This is a genomic window from Martelella radicis, assembly GCF_014196625.1.
GTDB classification, from domain to species: Bacteria; Pseudomonadota; Alphaproteobacteria; order Rhizobiales; family Rhizobiaceae; genus Martelella; species Martelella radicis.
In genome coordinates this window covers 252,843-267,868 of record NZ_JACIDZ010000006.1, presented here as the reverse complement: position 1 = coordinate 267,868, position 15,026 = coordinate 252,843, and the positions used below count along the sequence as shown (strand labels likewise).

The following is a 15,026-nucleotide window of genomic DNA, read 5'->3' as shown; positions in this document are numbered from 1 at the left end:
CCCCGCTCAAAACATGCGAGGGAAGGTTGGAACATGGGTCAATTCTCAATGGAAATATCAGGCCACACCGGGTCAGTTCTCAGTGGCAATCAACAAATGGCAACCGAGCTAACTCTTAAAGCATACCTTACGGATCACGGCATCCCTGATAGCCAGCTCCAAGGTAACAAGTTTGGCCACAACCTCAGAAAATGCCTAAGGAAATGCATAGAGTTGGGTTTGGAGTTGAGTCAGAAACAGGCTATAGCCGTTCTTGCTGTTAATCCTTCGCACCAGAAGCATTTCAGTAGATACGGGCCTAAGAGCCAAGACGGTATGCTAGCCCTTGGAGCTTACCAGTTATTTGATACATCTTCGGTATTGGAGCAGATAGCCAATTTAATTGATAGAGTATCAGGCGATCCAACCGTTCTCCGACGCGGCAAATCTCCCGACTTTCTCAGAGGGACACCATCAGCACTTCCCCCGCTATTTCCAGTCAGTTTGCAAAAACTCCGAGAGCTGGAAGCGGAAGCAGATCGCCGGGCAAACGAAATAGCAAGAATCAATGCTGAGTTTAAACGCAAAGGGCTTGTTTCTAAAAATGGTCTCACCCCGTAACCTCACCGAGAGAACTCTAAGATGCAGCTTGAACCATCACGGAAACACTGCTACGAAATAGCTGTTACGCAGTTAGCGGGAACGGCTTAGCGCCGCCCTCTATTTTGACCACAATTTCAGTCACTTGCTGGCCAAACATGAGAGCATGAAGGCAGGACAGGGTTGGCTTTCGAGCCTCTCATCGCCCACCATTTTTCTTCCTTCAAATTTGCTTACTTTCCGCTCTGGATGCAGGTCGCGTCGTTAGCGATTGAATTCAAACGATTATTACGGATATCGACCGTCGGAGATGGCGAACTCTTCGTCGTTTTCACGTCTTGCTGCGCTGCGTCTTTATCGACAGGCCGAAACGCGTAGAAGGATAGTGAATCAACCGCTTAGCAGCGATACTTTCGCTGCATTGCCCAATCAAGAAAAACAACGCCGCCCTCCCTAGATCTTCTCAACGTTAACGATAAATTACATTAGTACAAGTTCTTGATTGCGCTGCCATTCAAGTCTATACTTTTAGGAGATCGGGAGAGGAACCGAAGATGGCTCACTATAAGTGTACCGACTGTATGATGGTGCAGGATACTGGGCGTGTTTGCCGTCGCTGCGGCAGTTACAATCTCGCTGCGCTGGAGACACACAGCGGAAGCACTGTCGAGAAGGAACGGCATACGCAGGTGCCAGCCGCGGCACCGTTCAACATGCCCGTATGGATATCCTTTTTCGGGATCGCCATACTGACCAGCTATTTGCTGATCTTTCACATGTAGCGACCCACAGCGCCGGCTCGCATGATGGAAGTATTGTAGGCGCCTTTCGCAAGACCGCCGAGCCGGTATTATTTCCGAAATTCCGTTCCGTTTCACCGCGCCTGCAATCGCCGGGATGAACGTCATCTCGATTTTGAACCTTGATCAGGAGGCGGTCGCGCCGTCTGGAGTATCCGTTTTTCTCAAGCGTGTTTTGGTGCCCGTTTTCTGTCCTGCTTTCTGGGGGTGTTTGCGCGTTCGATGAGCTTCCTCATTCTAGCAATTATTGCGACTTTGGCTGGCTTCCCGGCTTGGCGCATCGCATCGTATTTCTGCTTCATGTCCGGATTGAACCGGATTGCGACGAGTGCGGGCATGTAAAGCGCGTCGCACAGGAATTTGCGTCCGCCCTGAATGAAAGCCTTGCCGCGCCATTGGCCCGATTGGCGTGTCATGGGGGCGAGGCCGGCAAGACTGGCGGTTTGCTTGCAGTCCATGGTGCCGATCTGCGGACACTCGCTGAGGATGGTGGCTGCAACGACGGCCCCGAGACCCGGAATGGACTGGAGGATGTCCAGCGCGCGGGCCTGATCTTGTGACAGCCTGTCGGTGATCTCGGCGTCGATGGCTTCAAGCTGCCTGTCGAGCAGGGCCAGCTGTGCTTTCGCCTGGCGTCTGAGCAGACAGAGCGTCTGGGTGTTGATCCGGTTCTTCAGCCGCTGATGCGCCTTGATCATAGAGGTACGGGCAACCCGCAACTGCTTGAGATCATGGTAATCTTCGCTGGCAGGAATGTCAGGTTGCAGACCCAGCGCCTCGCCCATCAAAGCCAGCACGCGCGCGTCAACAGCATCGGTCTTGGCGCGGGTGCCACGGGCCTGGGCAAAACGGCGGGCCTGTAACGGGTTGACCTTCACCAAGGGCAGATGGCCGGAGCCGCGCTTCTCAAGCAAGCCATGATAAGCTCCTGTCGCCTCGTAGACCACCAGATCGAGCTGGGTTGAACCGATCCAGCGTTTGAATGCAGTCAACCCCGCCGTCGCGTTTTCAAACCGGGCCGTCTGAGCGGTCGCTGGGCGGCAAACGTCCAGATGGGCTTTTGAGATATTGATGCCATCCTTCATCATCTTCGCGCTGCCTTTGCTTGTCATGCAGAGCGTGGCTGCTGCGTATCCGTTCAGACCTCATGCGAAGACGGTGGACGATCATACTCTAGAACGGTCCATGGGCTTCAAACGCCTTGGCCAAGCCGTTCGCGATCCGACCACCGCCACGGCCTGCCGTCAGCGGCGGCAGCAGTGGCTCCACCTTCGCAGAGAAGCCGGGAAAAGCATAAGACGAGCGTTTCCAGGAGAAGCGGATACCGGTTCTCCGTCCTGAAACGCAAAGGAAACAAGGAGATAGAGCGATTTCGCGATTCGGAGAAAAGCGGGAATGCTTGTCTTATGACTTTTGTGCTTCTTGGTGACAAAATGAAGCCGGAGAGGATGAGGGGGAGCCGTGGACCATGCCTGATGCGTCTGACATCAGTCGAAGCGGTGCAAATGCTGTGAAAACCGCCCCATCCGTTTCTCTTGAATTTTTGCCGTATGGGAGCCTTGAAGGGCCTCACAGAGGTCATGGCCGCTCGCCCCAACCGGCACCGGCCATCATTGTTAGCTCCCGGCAAACCATCTACACGCGGCACGGCTTTGCTCCGCCGCGCCTCAGCAAGTAAACGAAACAGAGCATGCCGCAGCGGAAGGCGGCCACAGGGAAACCGAAGTTCCCCGGATACGATGCAGCAAGAAAAGAATCACGGTAGCGGCCTGCCCTAGCCGGGCGGCTCCGCACGACAGCCAGTGAGGTTATCGCGGCCTTGTGGCGTCATGTCCCCTGGCAAACGCCAAGAAGCGGAGTTCGTGAGGGTCAGGCCGTACGGTGTTTTTCACCGTCGGAAAACAGCGACCTGCCGTTCTGGTCGACGATCTGCTTGCCTTTCTTAAGGCTCCATTCGATGGCTTCGTCCTGAGAGGCAAACAGGTCTGCGCGGATGAATGTGCGCACCAGCGTCTCCTCGCCCACTTCCTTTTCGATGCGACCCTGAAGGCGATATTGCGCCCCTTCCTTCACCGGCTCGGCAAAGATGATGCAATCCTCGTGAACGATCGACTTGACGGCCTGCTCGTTCTCCTGACCGCCGCCGCCGCCGGAAAACAGAGAACCGAGCTTCGAGAAAAACGATGCCATAAAACAAACTCCCTTTTTAGGCGTTCTTAACCGATCGAACCGGGTTTCGCCAGTCTTACCCACGCCTTTGGGCCGTGACAAAGCTTCCTGCCACAATCAGATGATCAGGTTGGCCAGGATCTCGTTTTCCGTGATATCCTGATATTTGAGGCCGCTTTCGCTCATCTTTTCAAACAGGGCGGCGAAATTTTCCGGCTTCGCGGTTTCGATGCCGATCAGGATCGAACCGAAATTGCGCGCCGATTTCTTCAGATATTCGAAACGGGCGATATCGTCCTGCGGGCCGAGAAGGTTGAGGAAATCCTTGAGCGCGCCGGGGCGCTGCGGCAGGCGCAGGATGAAATACTTCTTCAGGCCCGCATAACGCATCGCCCGCTCCTTGACGTCGGGCAGGCGGTCGAAATCGAAATTGCCGCCGGAGACGAGAACCACGATCCTGCGGCCGCGTACCTTCTCCGCCGGCAGCATGGAAAGCGCCGTCAGCGCCAGCGCGCCGGCGGGCTCGAGCACGACGCCTTCGACATTCAGCATCTCGGTCATTGTCGCGCAGATCGCGTTTTCCGGCACCAGCATCACCTGTTCGGGCGAAAACCGGCGGAGCGCCGCGAAATTGGCATCGCCGATCCGGGCGACGGCGGCGCCGTCGACGAAATTGTCGACCTCCTCCAGCGTCACGATTTCGCCCGCCTCGAGCGAGCGCCTGAGGCTCGGCGCGCCGGCGGGCTCGGCGAAGAGAAAGGCGGCGTCATCCAGCCGTCCGCCAAAATAGCCGGTAATACCGGCAGAAAGCCCGCCGCCGCCGACCGGCATCACGATCAGGTCCGGCAGCCCGCCCTCCTCCGGCCAGGCATCCTCGATCTCGGCGGCAACGCTCGCCTGTCCCTCGATGATGTCGGGATCGTCGAAGGGCGGCACCATCACGCCGTCATTTTCCTCGACAAAGGCGCGCGCGGCGGCGTAGCAAACGTCGAAAATATCGCCGACGAGTTCGATGCGGATATGGCCCGCCCCGAAGATGCGCGTCTTGTCGATCTTCTGCTGCGGCGTCGTCACCGGCATGAAGACCACACCCTCAACCCCGAAATGGCTGCAGCAATAGGCAAAGCCCTGCGCATGATTGCCAGCGGATGCGCAGGCGAACACCTTGTCTCCGCCGCCTTCCGCCATGCGCTTGCGCATGAAGTTGAACGCGCCGCGCAATTTGTAGGAGCGCACCGGCGTCAGATCCTCGCGCTTGAGATAGATTTCGGCACCGAACTGCGCGCTCAGGTGGGCATTGCGCTGCAGCGGCGTCGGCTCGAACAATTGCCTTAAGGCCGTGGTCGCTTCTCTGACTTCATCGCGCATTGTTCTGCTTCCCATTGAGTTTGTGCCGCTACACCGCTATGGCATAGATCACGGGTTTGGAAAAACCCCGCTCGTGACACTGAGTATGACAGGGTACGGTCTCCTTGAACGCCACTCTTTTGCGGTCAGCCTTCTATATCGCGGCCATTTGCGGGATCTACCTTGCCGCCGCGATGTTCGTGCCGGCCATGGCCGACCTCTACTATGCCAATGACGACTGGCAGGTCTTCGCCATTTGCGGCTTCATGGTCGGCGGCACCAGCCTTGTCACGGCTGTTGCCATGCGCGGCAACCCGCCGCCCTTCAGCCGCCGGCTCGGCTTCTTCCTCGTCAATCTCCTGTGGATGACCTTCGCGGTTGTCGGCTCGATCCCGATCTATCTGGCCCGCGAGGACCTCACCTTCGCCCAGGCGCTTTTCGAGGCCGTCTCCGCCATCACCACCACGGGATCCACCGTCCTGACAGGACTCGACCATTCCGCGCCCGGCCTTCTGCTCTGGCGCTCGCTGCTACAGTGGATGGGCGGCATCGGCATCGTCGCGCTCGGCCTCTTCATCCTGCCGTTCCTGCGCATCGGCGGCATGGCCTTCTTCAAGATGGAATCATCAGATACGAGCGACAAGCCATTTGCCCGCATGGCAAGCTTCACCAGAGCCTTTCTGGCGATTTATGTGGGGATCACAATCGCCTGCGCAGTGTCCTACGACCTTGCCGGCATGTCGCATTTCGACGCCATCAACCATGCGCTGACGACGGTGGCAACCGGCGGGTTCTCGACCCATGACAGTTCATTCGGCTATTTCGACAATCCATCGCTGCTGCTGATCTCCACCTTCTTCATGACGCTGTGCAGCCTGCCGTTCTCGATCCTGATCCTGTTCGTAGTTCGCGGCCGGCTGGATACGCTGAGAGATCCGCAGATCATCCTGTTCTTGTCCTATCTGGCGATCGCAGCCTTCGTTCTGGCGCTCTATATCAGTCTGGACGGGCAGATGGATTTCGTGAGTGCTCTGGTCCAGTCGCTGTTCAACGTATCCTCGATCCTGTCAACCACGGGCTTTGCCAGCACGGACTACACTGCCTGGGGGGCCTTCGCCGTGGTGATGGTCTTCTTCCTCACCTTCATGGGCGGGTGCTCGGGCTCGACGGCCGGCGGCATCAAGGCCTATCGTTTCCTGATTCTCTACAACATGCTGTCCACCGGCATGAAGAAGCTGATCTATCCGAATGCCGTCTACTCGATCCGCTACGGCCGTTTGAGCGTCGATTCGGAAACGCAGCGCGCCGTGTCGATGTTCTTTACTGCCTATATTCTGCTATGGGCCTTCGGCAGCCTCGCCATGGCCGCCTTCGGCTATGACCTGATCACGGCGACTTCCGCGGTGCTGACCGCGCTTTCGAATGTCGGTCCGGGGCTCGGCAACATCATCGGCCCGTCCGGCAATTTCTCGACCTTCGCCGATCCGGAGCTTTACCTCCTTTCCATAATGATGCTGCTCGGCCGCCTGGAAATCCTCACCGTCGCCGTCATTCTGATGCCGATGTACTGGCGCGGCTGACGTGGCGGAAAACCGTGCGGGGGCGGCTGAGAAGCTTCCATTTCGGTGTGAACCGCTTTAATGAATGGCGAAAAGCGCCGAACCTCGAACACCAATGCGGGATGCTCTTGTCTCATGACACTTTCCAACACTCAGGCGATCACCCCTGAACTCGTCGAAGCCCATGGACTGAAGCCGGACGAATATGAGCGGGTTCTGGAACTCATCGGCCGCGAGCCGACCTTCACCGAACTCGGCATCTTCTCCGCGATGTGGAACGAGCACTGCTCCTACAAATCATCCAAACGCTGGCTGAGGACGCTGCCGACCACCGGGCGGCGGGTGATCCAGGGGCCTGGCGAAAATGCCGGCATCGTCGACATCGACGACGGCGATTGCGTCGTCTTCAAGATGGAGAGCCACAACCACCCCTCCTATATCGAGCCCTATCAGGGGGCTGCGACCGGGGTCGGCGGCATCCTGCGCGATATCTTCACCATGGGCGCCCGTCCGGTGGCGGCGATGAATGCGCTGCGTTTCGGCGCGCCGGACCATCCCAAGACCCGCCATCTGGTGTCCGGCGTTGTTGCCGGCGTCGGCGGCTACGGCAATTCCTTCGGCGTGCCGACGGTCGGCGGCGAAGTCGAATTCGACGCCCGCTACAACGGCAACAATCTGGTCAACGCCTTTGCCGCCGGCATCGCGCGGTCTGACGCGATCTTCTATTCCGAGGCCAAGGGCGTCGGCCTTCCGGTCGTCTATCTCGGCGCGAAGACCGGCCGTGACGGGGTTGGCGGCGCGACCATGGCATCCGCCGAATTCGACGAGGATATCGAGGAAAAGCGCCCGACGGTTCAGGTCGGCGACCCCTTCACCGAAAAATGCCTGCTGGAGGCCTGCATGGAACTGATGCAGACCGGCGCGGTGATCGCGATCCAGGACATGGGGGCTGCGGGGCTTACGTGTTCGGCCGTCGAGATGGGGGCCAAGGGCAATCTCGGCGTCGAACTCGATCTCGACCGCGTGCCGGTGCGCGAGACGGAGATGACGGCCTACGAGATGATGCTTTCGGAAAGCCAGGAGCGCATGCTCATGGTGCTCGATCCGGAAAAGGAAGAGGAAGCCGAGGCGATCTTCCGCAAATGGGGCCTCGATTTCGCCATCGTCGGCAAGACCACCGACGATCTCAGGTTCCGCGTGCTGCACCAGGGCGAAGAGGTTGCCAATCTGCCGATCAAGGAGCTGGGCGACGAGGCGCCGGAATATGACCGCCCCTGGCGCGAGCCCGATACGCGCGGCGAGCTGCCGGCCCATCTCGTCGAGGCGCCGAACGACTACGGCGTCGCTCTTCTGAAACTCATCGGCGGACCCAACCAGTCGAGCCGGCGCTGGGTCTATGAGCAGTATGACACGCTGATCCAGGGCAATTCCCTGCAGATCCCGGGCGGCGATGCCGGCGTCGTGCGCGTCGACGGCCATCCGGTCAAGGCGCTCGCCTTTTCCTGCGACGTGACCCCGCATTATGTCGAGGCTGATCCCTTCGAGGGCGGCAAGCAGGCGGTGGCCGAATGCTGGCGCAACATTACCGCGACAGGAGCCGAGCCGCTGGCGGCAACCGACAATCTCAATTTCGGCAATCCGGAAAAACCGGAAATCATGGGCCAGTTCGTCAAGGCGATCGAGGGCATCGGCGAGGCTTGCCGCATTCTCGATTTCCCCATCGTTTCCGGCAATGTCTCGCTCTACAACGAGACCAATGGCGAGGCGATCCTTCCGACGCCCACCATCGGCGGCGTCGGGTTGATTTCCGACTGGCGAAAGATGGCGCGCGTCGGCTCCCTTTCTGAAGGCGATCATGTGATTCTTATCGGCCCGGACGGCGATCATCTCGGCGCGACCGCCTATATGCGCGACGTGCTCGGTCTCATTGATGGCCCGGCGCCTGCCGTCGATCTCTATGTCGAGCGCCGCAATGGCAATTTCGTCCGCTCGGCCATCAATAACGGCCAGATCACTGCCTGCCACGACATTTCCGCCGGCGGCCTCGCCGTCGCGCTTGCCGAAATGTGCATGGCGGCGGGCAAGGGCATGAAGCTGAGCGTCGAGCAGGCGCGCGGCATGCCGCACGCCCTGCTGTTCGGCGAGGACCAGGCCCGCTACGTGATCACGGTTCCCGCCGAATACGGCAATTTCGTCTGCGCATCGGCCGAAGGCAGCGGCGTGCAGTTCCGCCGCCTCGGGAAGGTCGAGGGTGACGCGCTCGTGATCGACGACCTGATTTCCGTTTCGGTCGGGGAGTTGCGCGAGACCCACGAAATGTGGTTCCCTCAATTCATGGCCGCTTCGAGCGGCAACGGCCCGTCGGCGGAAGAACCGGCATCAAGCGAGGAGCACTGAACATGGCAATGAGCGCGGGCGAAATCGAAGACATGATCAAGGCAGCCATTCCCGACGCCACGGTCACGATCAGGGATCTGGCGGGTGACGGCGACCATTTCGCCGCCGAGGTCGTGTCGGAAAGCTTCAGGGGAAAGACCAGGGTGCAGCAGCACCAGATGGTCTATGATGCCCTGAAGGGTAATATGGGCGGCGTGCTGCACGCGCTTGCCCTGCAGACGTCCGCTCCGCAATAGGCGGGGCTTGCGGCCTCGTGCGACGAGGACCGGCCAGGATTGATTTTTGCCTTGTTTCATCTGGTTTGGACTTGGCGGTTGTCAATCAATCGATTATATGCTGAAAGCAAATAAACGCTACGGACCTTGAACCCGTATGTGAAAGGATTGCCCATGAGTGACATCAACACCTACATCAAGAGCGAAGTCGACGAGAACGACGTCGTCGTCTTCATGAAGGGAACCCCGCAGTTTCCGCAGTGTGGTTTCTCCGGACAGGTCGTGCAGATTCTCGACTATCTCGGCGTCGACTACAAAGGCATCAATGTGCTGGCCGACGGCGACCTGCGCCAGGGAATCAAGGATTATTCCAACTGGCCGACCATTCCCCAGCTTTACGTGAAGGGCGAATTCGTCGGCGGCTGCGATATCGTGCGCGAGATGTTCCAGGCCGGTGAATTGCAGGAACATCTGTCCTCCAAGGGCGTGGCGGTGCGCGGCGCGGCGTAAGCCGAACCCGGCGAACCGGCAGGATTTATCCCGGCGGGCAGGCGCATTGACGCGGCTGTCCGCCAGCATTTTGCAGACCTTCAGGAACGGGCGTCGCGCATGCGGCGCCTTATTTTGCTTTCAGGAATATTCGTTGTGACAGAAACATTACAAAGTGCGGGCCCACTGGTGCGCAAGGCGCCCGGCAAATGGGAACTGGTCGCGATGATGGCGGGGCTGATGGCGCTCAACGCGCTCGCCATCGACATCATGCTGCCCGGGCTCAAGCAGATCGGCGCCAGCCTCGGCGTCGAGGCGGAAAACCAGCACCAGTTCATCATCACCGCCTATGTCCTCGGCTTCGGCGTGGCGCAGCTTGCCTATGGCCCTCTCGCCGACCGTTTCGGGCGCAAGATGCCTCTGCTCGTCGGCCTTGTGATCTATTTCATCGGCGCGGTTTTCTGTGCCTTCGTACCGAGCTTTGCCATGATGCTCGCCGTGCGGTTCTTCCAGGGCCTCGGCGCGGCGGCAACCCGCGTCATCTCCGTGGCGATCGTGCGCGACCTTTACGGCGGCCGCAAGATGGCCGAGATCATGTCGCTGATCATGATGGTGTTCATGATCATCCCGGTGATCGCGCCGTCGATCGGCCAGACGATCATGCTGTTCGGCGACTGGCACCTGGTCTTCGTCTTCCTCGGACTGGCCGCGCTCGGCAATTTCCTCTGGGTGACCTTCCGCCTGCCGGAAACCCAGCACCCGGAAGACGTGATCCAGCTGACGCCGAAAGCGGTCCTTCACAGCTTCGCTTACGTTCTGAGCAATCGCGTTGCGCTGTTCTACACGCTGGCAACCACCTTCATCATGGCCTGCATCTTCGGCTTCGTGACCTCGGCACAGCAGGTCTATGTCGACATTTACGGGCTCGGCACGCTGTTTCCGCTCGCCTTTGCCGGGATCGGCATCATCATGGCCGCCTCCTCGCTCGCCAACTCCCGGATCGTCGGCAGGATCGGCATGCGCAGGCTTTCGCACGGCGCGCTGATCGGCTTCGTTGTGACCAACGGCGTCTGGCTGGCGATCGACCTGATCTTTGCCGGCGCCATGCCGTTCTTCGTCTTCTACGTCATCTTCGCCATTGCCTGGTTCCAGTTCGGCTGGATCGCGCCCAACTTCAACGCGCTGGCGATGGAGCCGCTTGGCCATGTGGCGGGCGCTGCCTCTTCCATCCTCGGCTTTGCCAGCACGGCAGGCTCGGCGATGCTCGGCGCGATGATCGGTCTATCCTTCAACGGCACCACGACGCCAATGATCGCCGGTTTCTTCATCTTCGGCCTTGTCGCCCTCGGCTTCACGCTGATTGCGGAAAAAGGCAAGCTGATGCAGCCGCATAACCCCGAAGTCTGATGTCGCTTGCGCGATTGCGGAACTGAAGAACTTTTTTCAGCCGCGATTGCGCCAGGACAACGGACAGAGCCGTCGGGCCTGTAGAAAGGCCCCTAAGACGCTCCCATACCCGGTCCCCGAGGGGACCGGGCACATGCCCCGAAAGTCCCTCCCCGTGATACATGCACCCCACTCCGCCCCGGTGACCAACCCGCTGCCCAAATGGGAGCTCGTCACCATGATGGCGCTATTGATGGCGCTCAACGCGCTGGCCATCGACATCATGCTGCCCGGTCTGCAGCAGATCGGCGCCAGCCTCGGCGTCGATGAAGAGAACCGCCGCCAGTTCATCGTCACCGCTTATGTTCTCGGCATGGGCTGCGCGCAGCTTCTGTTCGGCCCGCTTTCCGACCGATTCGGTCGCAAGGCGCCGCTTCTCGCCGGCCTTGCGCTTTACCTCGTGACCTCGGTATTTGCGGCTTTCGTTCCCAGCTTTGCGCTGATGCTTCTTGCCCGCTTCGTCCAGGGCGCAGGCTCGGCCGCCACCCGCGTGATCTCGATCTCGATCATCCGCGACCTCTATGGCGGGCGAATGATGGCGGAGGTGATGTCGCTGATCATGATGGTGTTCATGATCATCCCGATCCTGGCGCCGTCCATCGGCCAGACCATCCTTCTTGCCGGCGAATGGCACCTGATCTTCATCTTCCTGGCGCTGTTTTCCGCCTGCATGTTCGTCTGGGCGCTGATGCGGCTGCCCGAATCGCTCAATCCGGCCGACAGGCGGCCCTTCAACGTGGCCTCCATTGCCGGCGGCTTCATGATGGTGCTTCGCAACCGCACGGCAGCGTTCTACATCCTGGCCACCACCTTCATCCAGGCCTGCATGTTCGGCTACATCACCTCGGCCCAGCAGATCTATATCGGCATCTTCGATCTCGGAAAGCTGTTTCCGGTCGCCTTTGCCGGCCTCGGGATCATCATGTCCTTTTCGGCGCTCCTGAATTCGCGCCTCGTCGGACGCTTCGGCATGCGGCGGCTGTCGCAGGCAGGCCTCATCATCTTCACCTCGGTGATCGGCATCTGGCTCGCGCTCGACCTTGCCTATGACGGGGTCATGCCGTTCTGGCTGTTCTATCTGATGTTCTGTCTTGCCTGGCTGCAATTCGGCATTCTCGGCGCGAATTTCAATTCCATGGCGATGGAGCCGCTCGGCCATATCGCCGGCATCGGCTCATCGGTGCTGGGCTTTACCAGTACGGCCGGTTCGGCGCTGATCGGTTCGCTGGTGGGCCAATCCTTCAACGGCACCACGACGCCGCTGATCGCCGGTTTCTTCACCTTTGCGATCTGCGCCTGCATCGCAACCGTGATCGCCGAGCGCGGAAAGCTGTTCAGACCCCAGAACCCCGAGGTCTGAGGCGATCCGCAACCATCGCCGCTAGCTCTTGTCCCTAGCGGAACAGCCGCAATAGGAGAGGCTCGGATACCAGTCCGCTCCCCTGCCTTCGGGCGTCAGGTCGAGCAGGACCCAGAGCGGGTCCATCTCGTCGGCCCCGCGCGGGTCCTGGCCGGGATCGGCCATATCATTGGTCATTTCCTCGCTCCAGAAATGACGGATCGTTCCGTCACGGCGGGTGAACACGGCGAAGCCCGGCTGGTCCGCATCCTCGGCGCTGACATAGGTGCGCGTGTAGGCCCCTTCCGTATCCGAATAGAACGGGATCTGCTTCCAGCCTCGGTCGATCTTCCATTGCAGCAGCCGTTCGATCGGCGAGCGCGCGACGACGGCGACGCTGACGCGCTGCCGGAAGTCATCGATCTTGCCCTCCCAGGAGGCGATCAGCGAGGTGCACATGGGGCACGGCGCCTGGCGCTGCGGCCCGAACATGAAACTGTAGATGACCAGCGTGTCCTTGTCGCCGAACAGACTGGAAAGGGTCTCCTCCCCCGACGGACCGACAAAGGGATAGTCGCGCGGAACCTCGCCGCCTGGCGGCAATTGCCGGCGCAGCGCCGCGACGGCCTCGTTTTGACGCCTCAGCCTGATTTCCTCCACCAGAAGCGCATTGCGCGCCTCGCGATAAGCTTCGCTCTCGTTCGGGAAGCGCGCCTTGTTTCTGCCCGCCAGTTCCTCGGCAGGTATCAATCCATCAGTCATTTCTGGACCTCCTCGCAAGAGCATATTTTACGTTGATATCAACATAAAATATGCCGTTTAGCAATGCTTTCGCGATACACCGGACCAGGCGGATCGATATTTGCTAAAGCGTGAAGACCTTCTCCCGCAGTTCCCGCCAGCTCTCCTCGTCCGGCGCGCCAAGAATGCCGCCGTCGAGGTGGTCGGGGCGGTAGGGCGAGCCGTCATAGCGGGCTATGTAGCCGCCGGCCTCCTGGCCGATCAGCACGCCGGCAAGATGGTCCCAGGGCATCAGCTTGAAATAGGTGATGAAATGCAGGCCGCCTGCGGCAAAGGCGCGGTATTCCACCGCCGCGCAGCGATAGCTTGCGGCAAAGCGTAGCTTCACGGTGTTCGCCAAAAGCTTGGCCCGTTTTTCATTCGGCATGAAGGCGACGGAGGCGGTGCCAAGCATTTCCGGAAGCGCGACGGGAGCGGCGACCTTCATCCGGCTCGACGAACCGTCGGCCCGCTTCAGCCATGTGCCGCCGCCCTTTTCCGCGATCATGAAGTCGTCGCCCATCGGGTCATAGATCAGCCCGGCCACCGTCTCCCCTCGGGAGACGACCGCGACCATGACGCCATAGGCGGAAATGCCATGGGCGAAGTTGAACGTGCCGTCGATCGGGTCGACGACCACGGCAAGCTCGGCATCCTTCAGCTTGGCAAGCAGCGACGGATCGGCGGCAACGCCCTCCTCGCCGATGAAGACGGCTTCGGGCAGGATCTTCTCGATGCCGGCCTTGATCACCCGTTCCGCTGCGGTATCGGCAATGGTGACGAGGTCGCTAGCCTCGGTCTTTTCCGCCACATCCTCGTCGCCCAGCTTGCGAAAGCGCGGCAGGATCTCCTGCTTTGCGGCGTCGCGCATCAGCCCGGCGATGGCGTCGAGCGTTTCGGAAGTCAAATTCATCTGCTGAAATCCCTTTGGAATGAAACTGACACCGGTTAAATCACGCCCGAGCCCGCAAAGTCCATGGCCGGAGGGCCAAAGCGCCACGCTTTGTCGTTGACTTTTGGGCAAAACCCGACTATTTCCGCGCCAACAACGGCCCTGGGCCGATGTTTCACCGACATGTCCCGTGGTTTTCCGGGCGCTTTTTTCCGCGAAAACCTGTCAGGATCTTCCCGTTGGGAGGAACCAAAGGAGGGCGTGTTTCCTTGGAGCCGGCCAAGCCGGTTCTTTTGTTATGACTTAAAGGAAATACGATGAGCAAGCGCGAATCGTCCAAGCATAAAATTGACCGCCGTATGGGCGAAAACATCTGGGGCCGTCCGAAGTCCCCGGTCAATCGCCGCGAATACGGCCCCGGCCAGCACGGCCAGCGCCGCAAGGGCAAGCTCTCCGACTTCGGCGTGCAGCTGCGCGCCAAGCAGAAGCTGAAGGGCTATTACGGCGAACTGCGCGAAAAGCAGTTCCTGGCCATCTTCGAGGAAGCCAACCGCCGCAAGGGCGACACCGGTGAAAACCTGGTCGGCCTCCTGGAAAGCCGCCTCGACGCGATCGTCTACCGCGCCAAGTTCGTTCCGACGGTCTTTGCTGCCCGTCAGTTCGTCAACCACGGCCACGTCACGGTCAACGGCACCAAGGTCAACATCGGTTCCTACCGCTGCCAGCCGGGCGACGTCATCGAGGTTCGCGAGCGCTCCAAGCAGCTCGCCAGCGTTCTCGAGGCAACCCAGCTCGCCGAGCGCGACGTTCCGGAATATATCGATGCCGATCATTCCAAGATGGTTGCGACCTACGTACGGGTTCCGGCTCTCGCCGATATCCCCTACCCGGTCATCATGGAACCGAACCTCGTCGTCGAGTTCTATTCGCGCTGATTTTTTTCACGCGGATTTGTATCGCGAAAAGCCGCTCCACCGGGGCGGCTTTTCTTTTGTCTGGTGCATGTTGCGGTTA

13 protein-coding genes are annotated in these 15,026 nt (G+C 59.9%); 8 read left to right on the top strand and 5 right to left on the bottom strand.

Features of this window, described 5'->3' with window-relative positions:
* Positions 1-600, top strand: a 600-nt coding sequence (locus tag GGR30_RS11295; RefSeq protein ID WP_210288010.1) for a hypothetical protein, incomplete at its 5' end; no start/stop codon positions are given.
* 943 nt (positions 601-1,543) lie between these two features.
* On the opposite strand, the gene GGR30_RS11290 is transcribed toward GGR30_RS11295, so the two are convergent.
* The 3 genes from GGR30_RS11290 to ilvA form a co-directional block, all read right to left on the bottom strand.
* A complete protein-coding gene (locus GGR30_RS11290; protein ID WP_183486246.1) occupies positions 1,544-2,467 on the bottom strand; it encodes an IS110 family transposase in 924 nt (307 codons plus the stop codon).
* 781 nt (positions 2,468-3,248) lie between these two features.
* The gene (locus tag GGR30_RS11285) at positions 3,249-3,569 is read right to left on the bottom strand and encodes an HlyU family transcriptional regulator (RefSeq protein ID WP_183486245.1); all 321 of its coding nucleotides are present in this window, start codon (positions 3,567-3,569) and stop codon (positions 3,249-3,251) included.
* 96 nt (positions 3,570-3,665) lie between these two features.
* Positions 3,666-4,916 (bottom strand): threonine ammonia-lyase, encoded by a 1,251-nt coding sequence (ilvA, locus tag GGR30_RS11280; protein WP_183486244.1) that lies wholly within the window; start codon positions 4,914-4,916, stop codon positions 3,666-3,668.
* A 104-nt stretch (positions 4,917-5,020) separates the two neighbouring features.
* Between ilvA and GGR30_RS11275 the strand changes: the two genes are divergently transcribed.
* The 6 genes from GGR30_RS11275 to GGR30_RS11250 all read left to right on the top strand — a co-directional run bounded on the left by GGR30_RS11275 (position 5,021) and on the right by GGR30_RS11250 (position 12,361).
* Positions 5,021-6,475, top strand: coding sequence for a TrkH family potassium uptake protein (locus GGR30_RS11275; protein ID WP_183486243.1), 1,455 nt, complete (start codon positions 5,021-5,023; stop codon positions 6,473-6,475).
* A 114-nt stretch (positions 6,476-6,589) separates the two neighbouring features.
* Positions 6,590-8,851 (top strand): phosphoribosylformylglycinamidine synthase subunit PurL, encoded by a 2,262-nt coding sequence (gene purL / locus GGR30_RS11270; protein WP_183486242.1) that lies wholly within the window; start codon positions 6,590-6,592, stop codon positions 8,849-8,851.
* A 2-nt stretch (positions 8,852-8,853) separates the two neighbouring features.
* A complete protein-coding gene (locus GGR30_RS11265; protein WP_036237030.1) occupies positions 8,854-9,087 on the top strand; it encodes a BolA/IbaG family iron-sulfur metabolism protein in 234 nt (77 codons plus the stop codon).
* A 153-nt stretch (positions 9,088-9,240) separates the two neighbouring features.
* Positions 9,241-9,576 (top strand): Grx4 family monothiol glutaredoxin, encoded by a 336-nt coding sequence (gene grxD / locus GGR30_RS11260; protein ID WP_183486241.1) that lies wholly within the window; start codon positions 9,241-9,243, stop codon positions 9,574-9,576.
* Positions 9,577-9,711: 135 nt separating this feature from the next.
* Positions 9,712-10,962, top strand: a complete 1,251-nt coding sequence (locus GGR30_RS11255) for a multidrug effflux MFS transporter (protein WP_343066494.1) — start codon at positions 9,712-9,714, stop codon at positions 10,960-10,962.
* A 193-nt stretch (positions 10,963-11,155) separates the two neighbouring features.
* Positions 11,156-12,361, top strand: coding sequence for a multidrug effflux MFS transporter (locus GGR30_RS11250; protein WP_246413773.1), 1,206 nt, complete (start codon positions 11,156-11,158; stop codon positions 12,359-12,361).
* A 21-nt stretch (positions 12,362-12,382) separates the two neighbouring features.
* On the opposite strand, the gene GGR30_RS11245 is transcribed toward GGR30_RS11250, so the two are convergent.
* Complete coding sequence (locus GGR30_RS11245) at positions 12,383-13,102, bottom strand: DUF899 family protein (RefSeq protein WP_183486238.1); 720 nt, start codon at positions 13,100-13,102, stop codon at positions 12,383-12,385.
* Between the two features lie 103 nt (positions 13,103-13,205).
* The gene (locus tag GGR30_RS11240; protein ID WP_183486236.1) at positions 13,206-14,033 is read right to left on the bottom strand and encodes an inositol monophosphatase family protein; all 828 of its coding nucleotides are present in this window, start codon (positions 14,031-14,033) and stop codon (positions 13,206-13,208) included.
* A gap of 296 nt (positions 14,034-14,329) precedes the next feature.
* Between GGR30_RS11240 and rpsD the strand changes: the two genes are divergently transcribed.
* Complete coding sequence (rpsD, locus tag GGR30_RS11235) at positions 14,330-14,947, top strand: 30S ribosomal protein S4 (RefSeq protein ID WP_138748460.1); 618 nt, start codon at positions 14,330-14,332, stop codon at positions 14,945-14,947.
* Positions 14,948-15,026 lie beyond the last annotated feature (79 nt).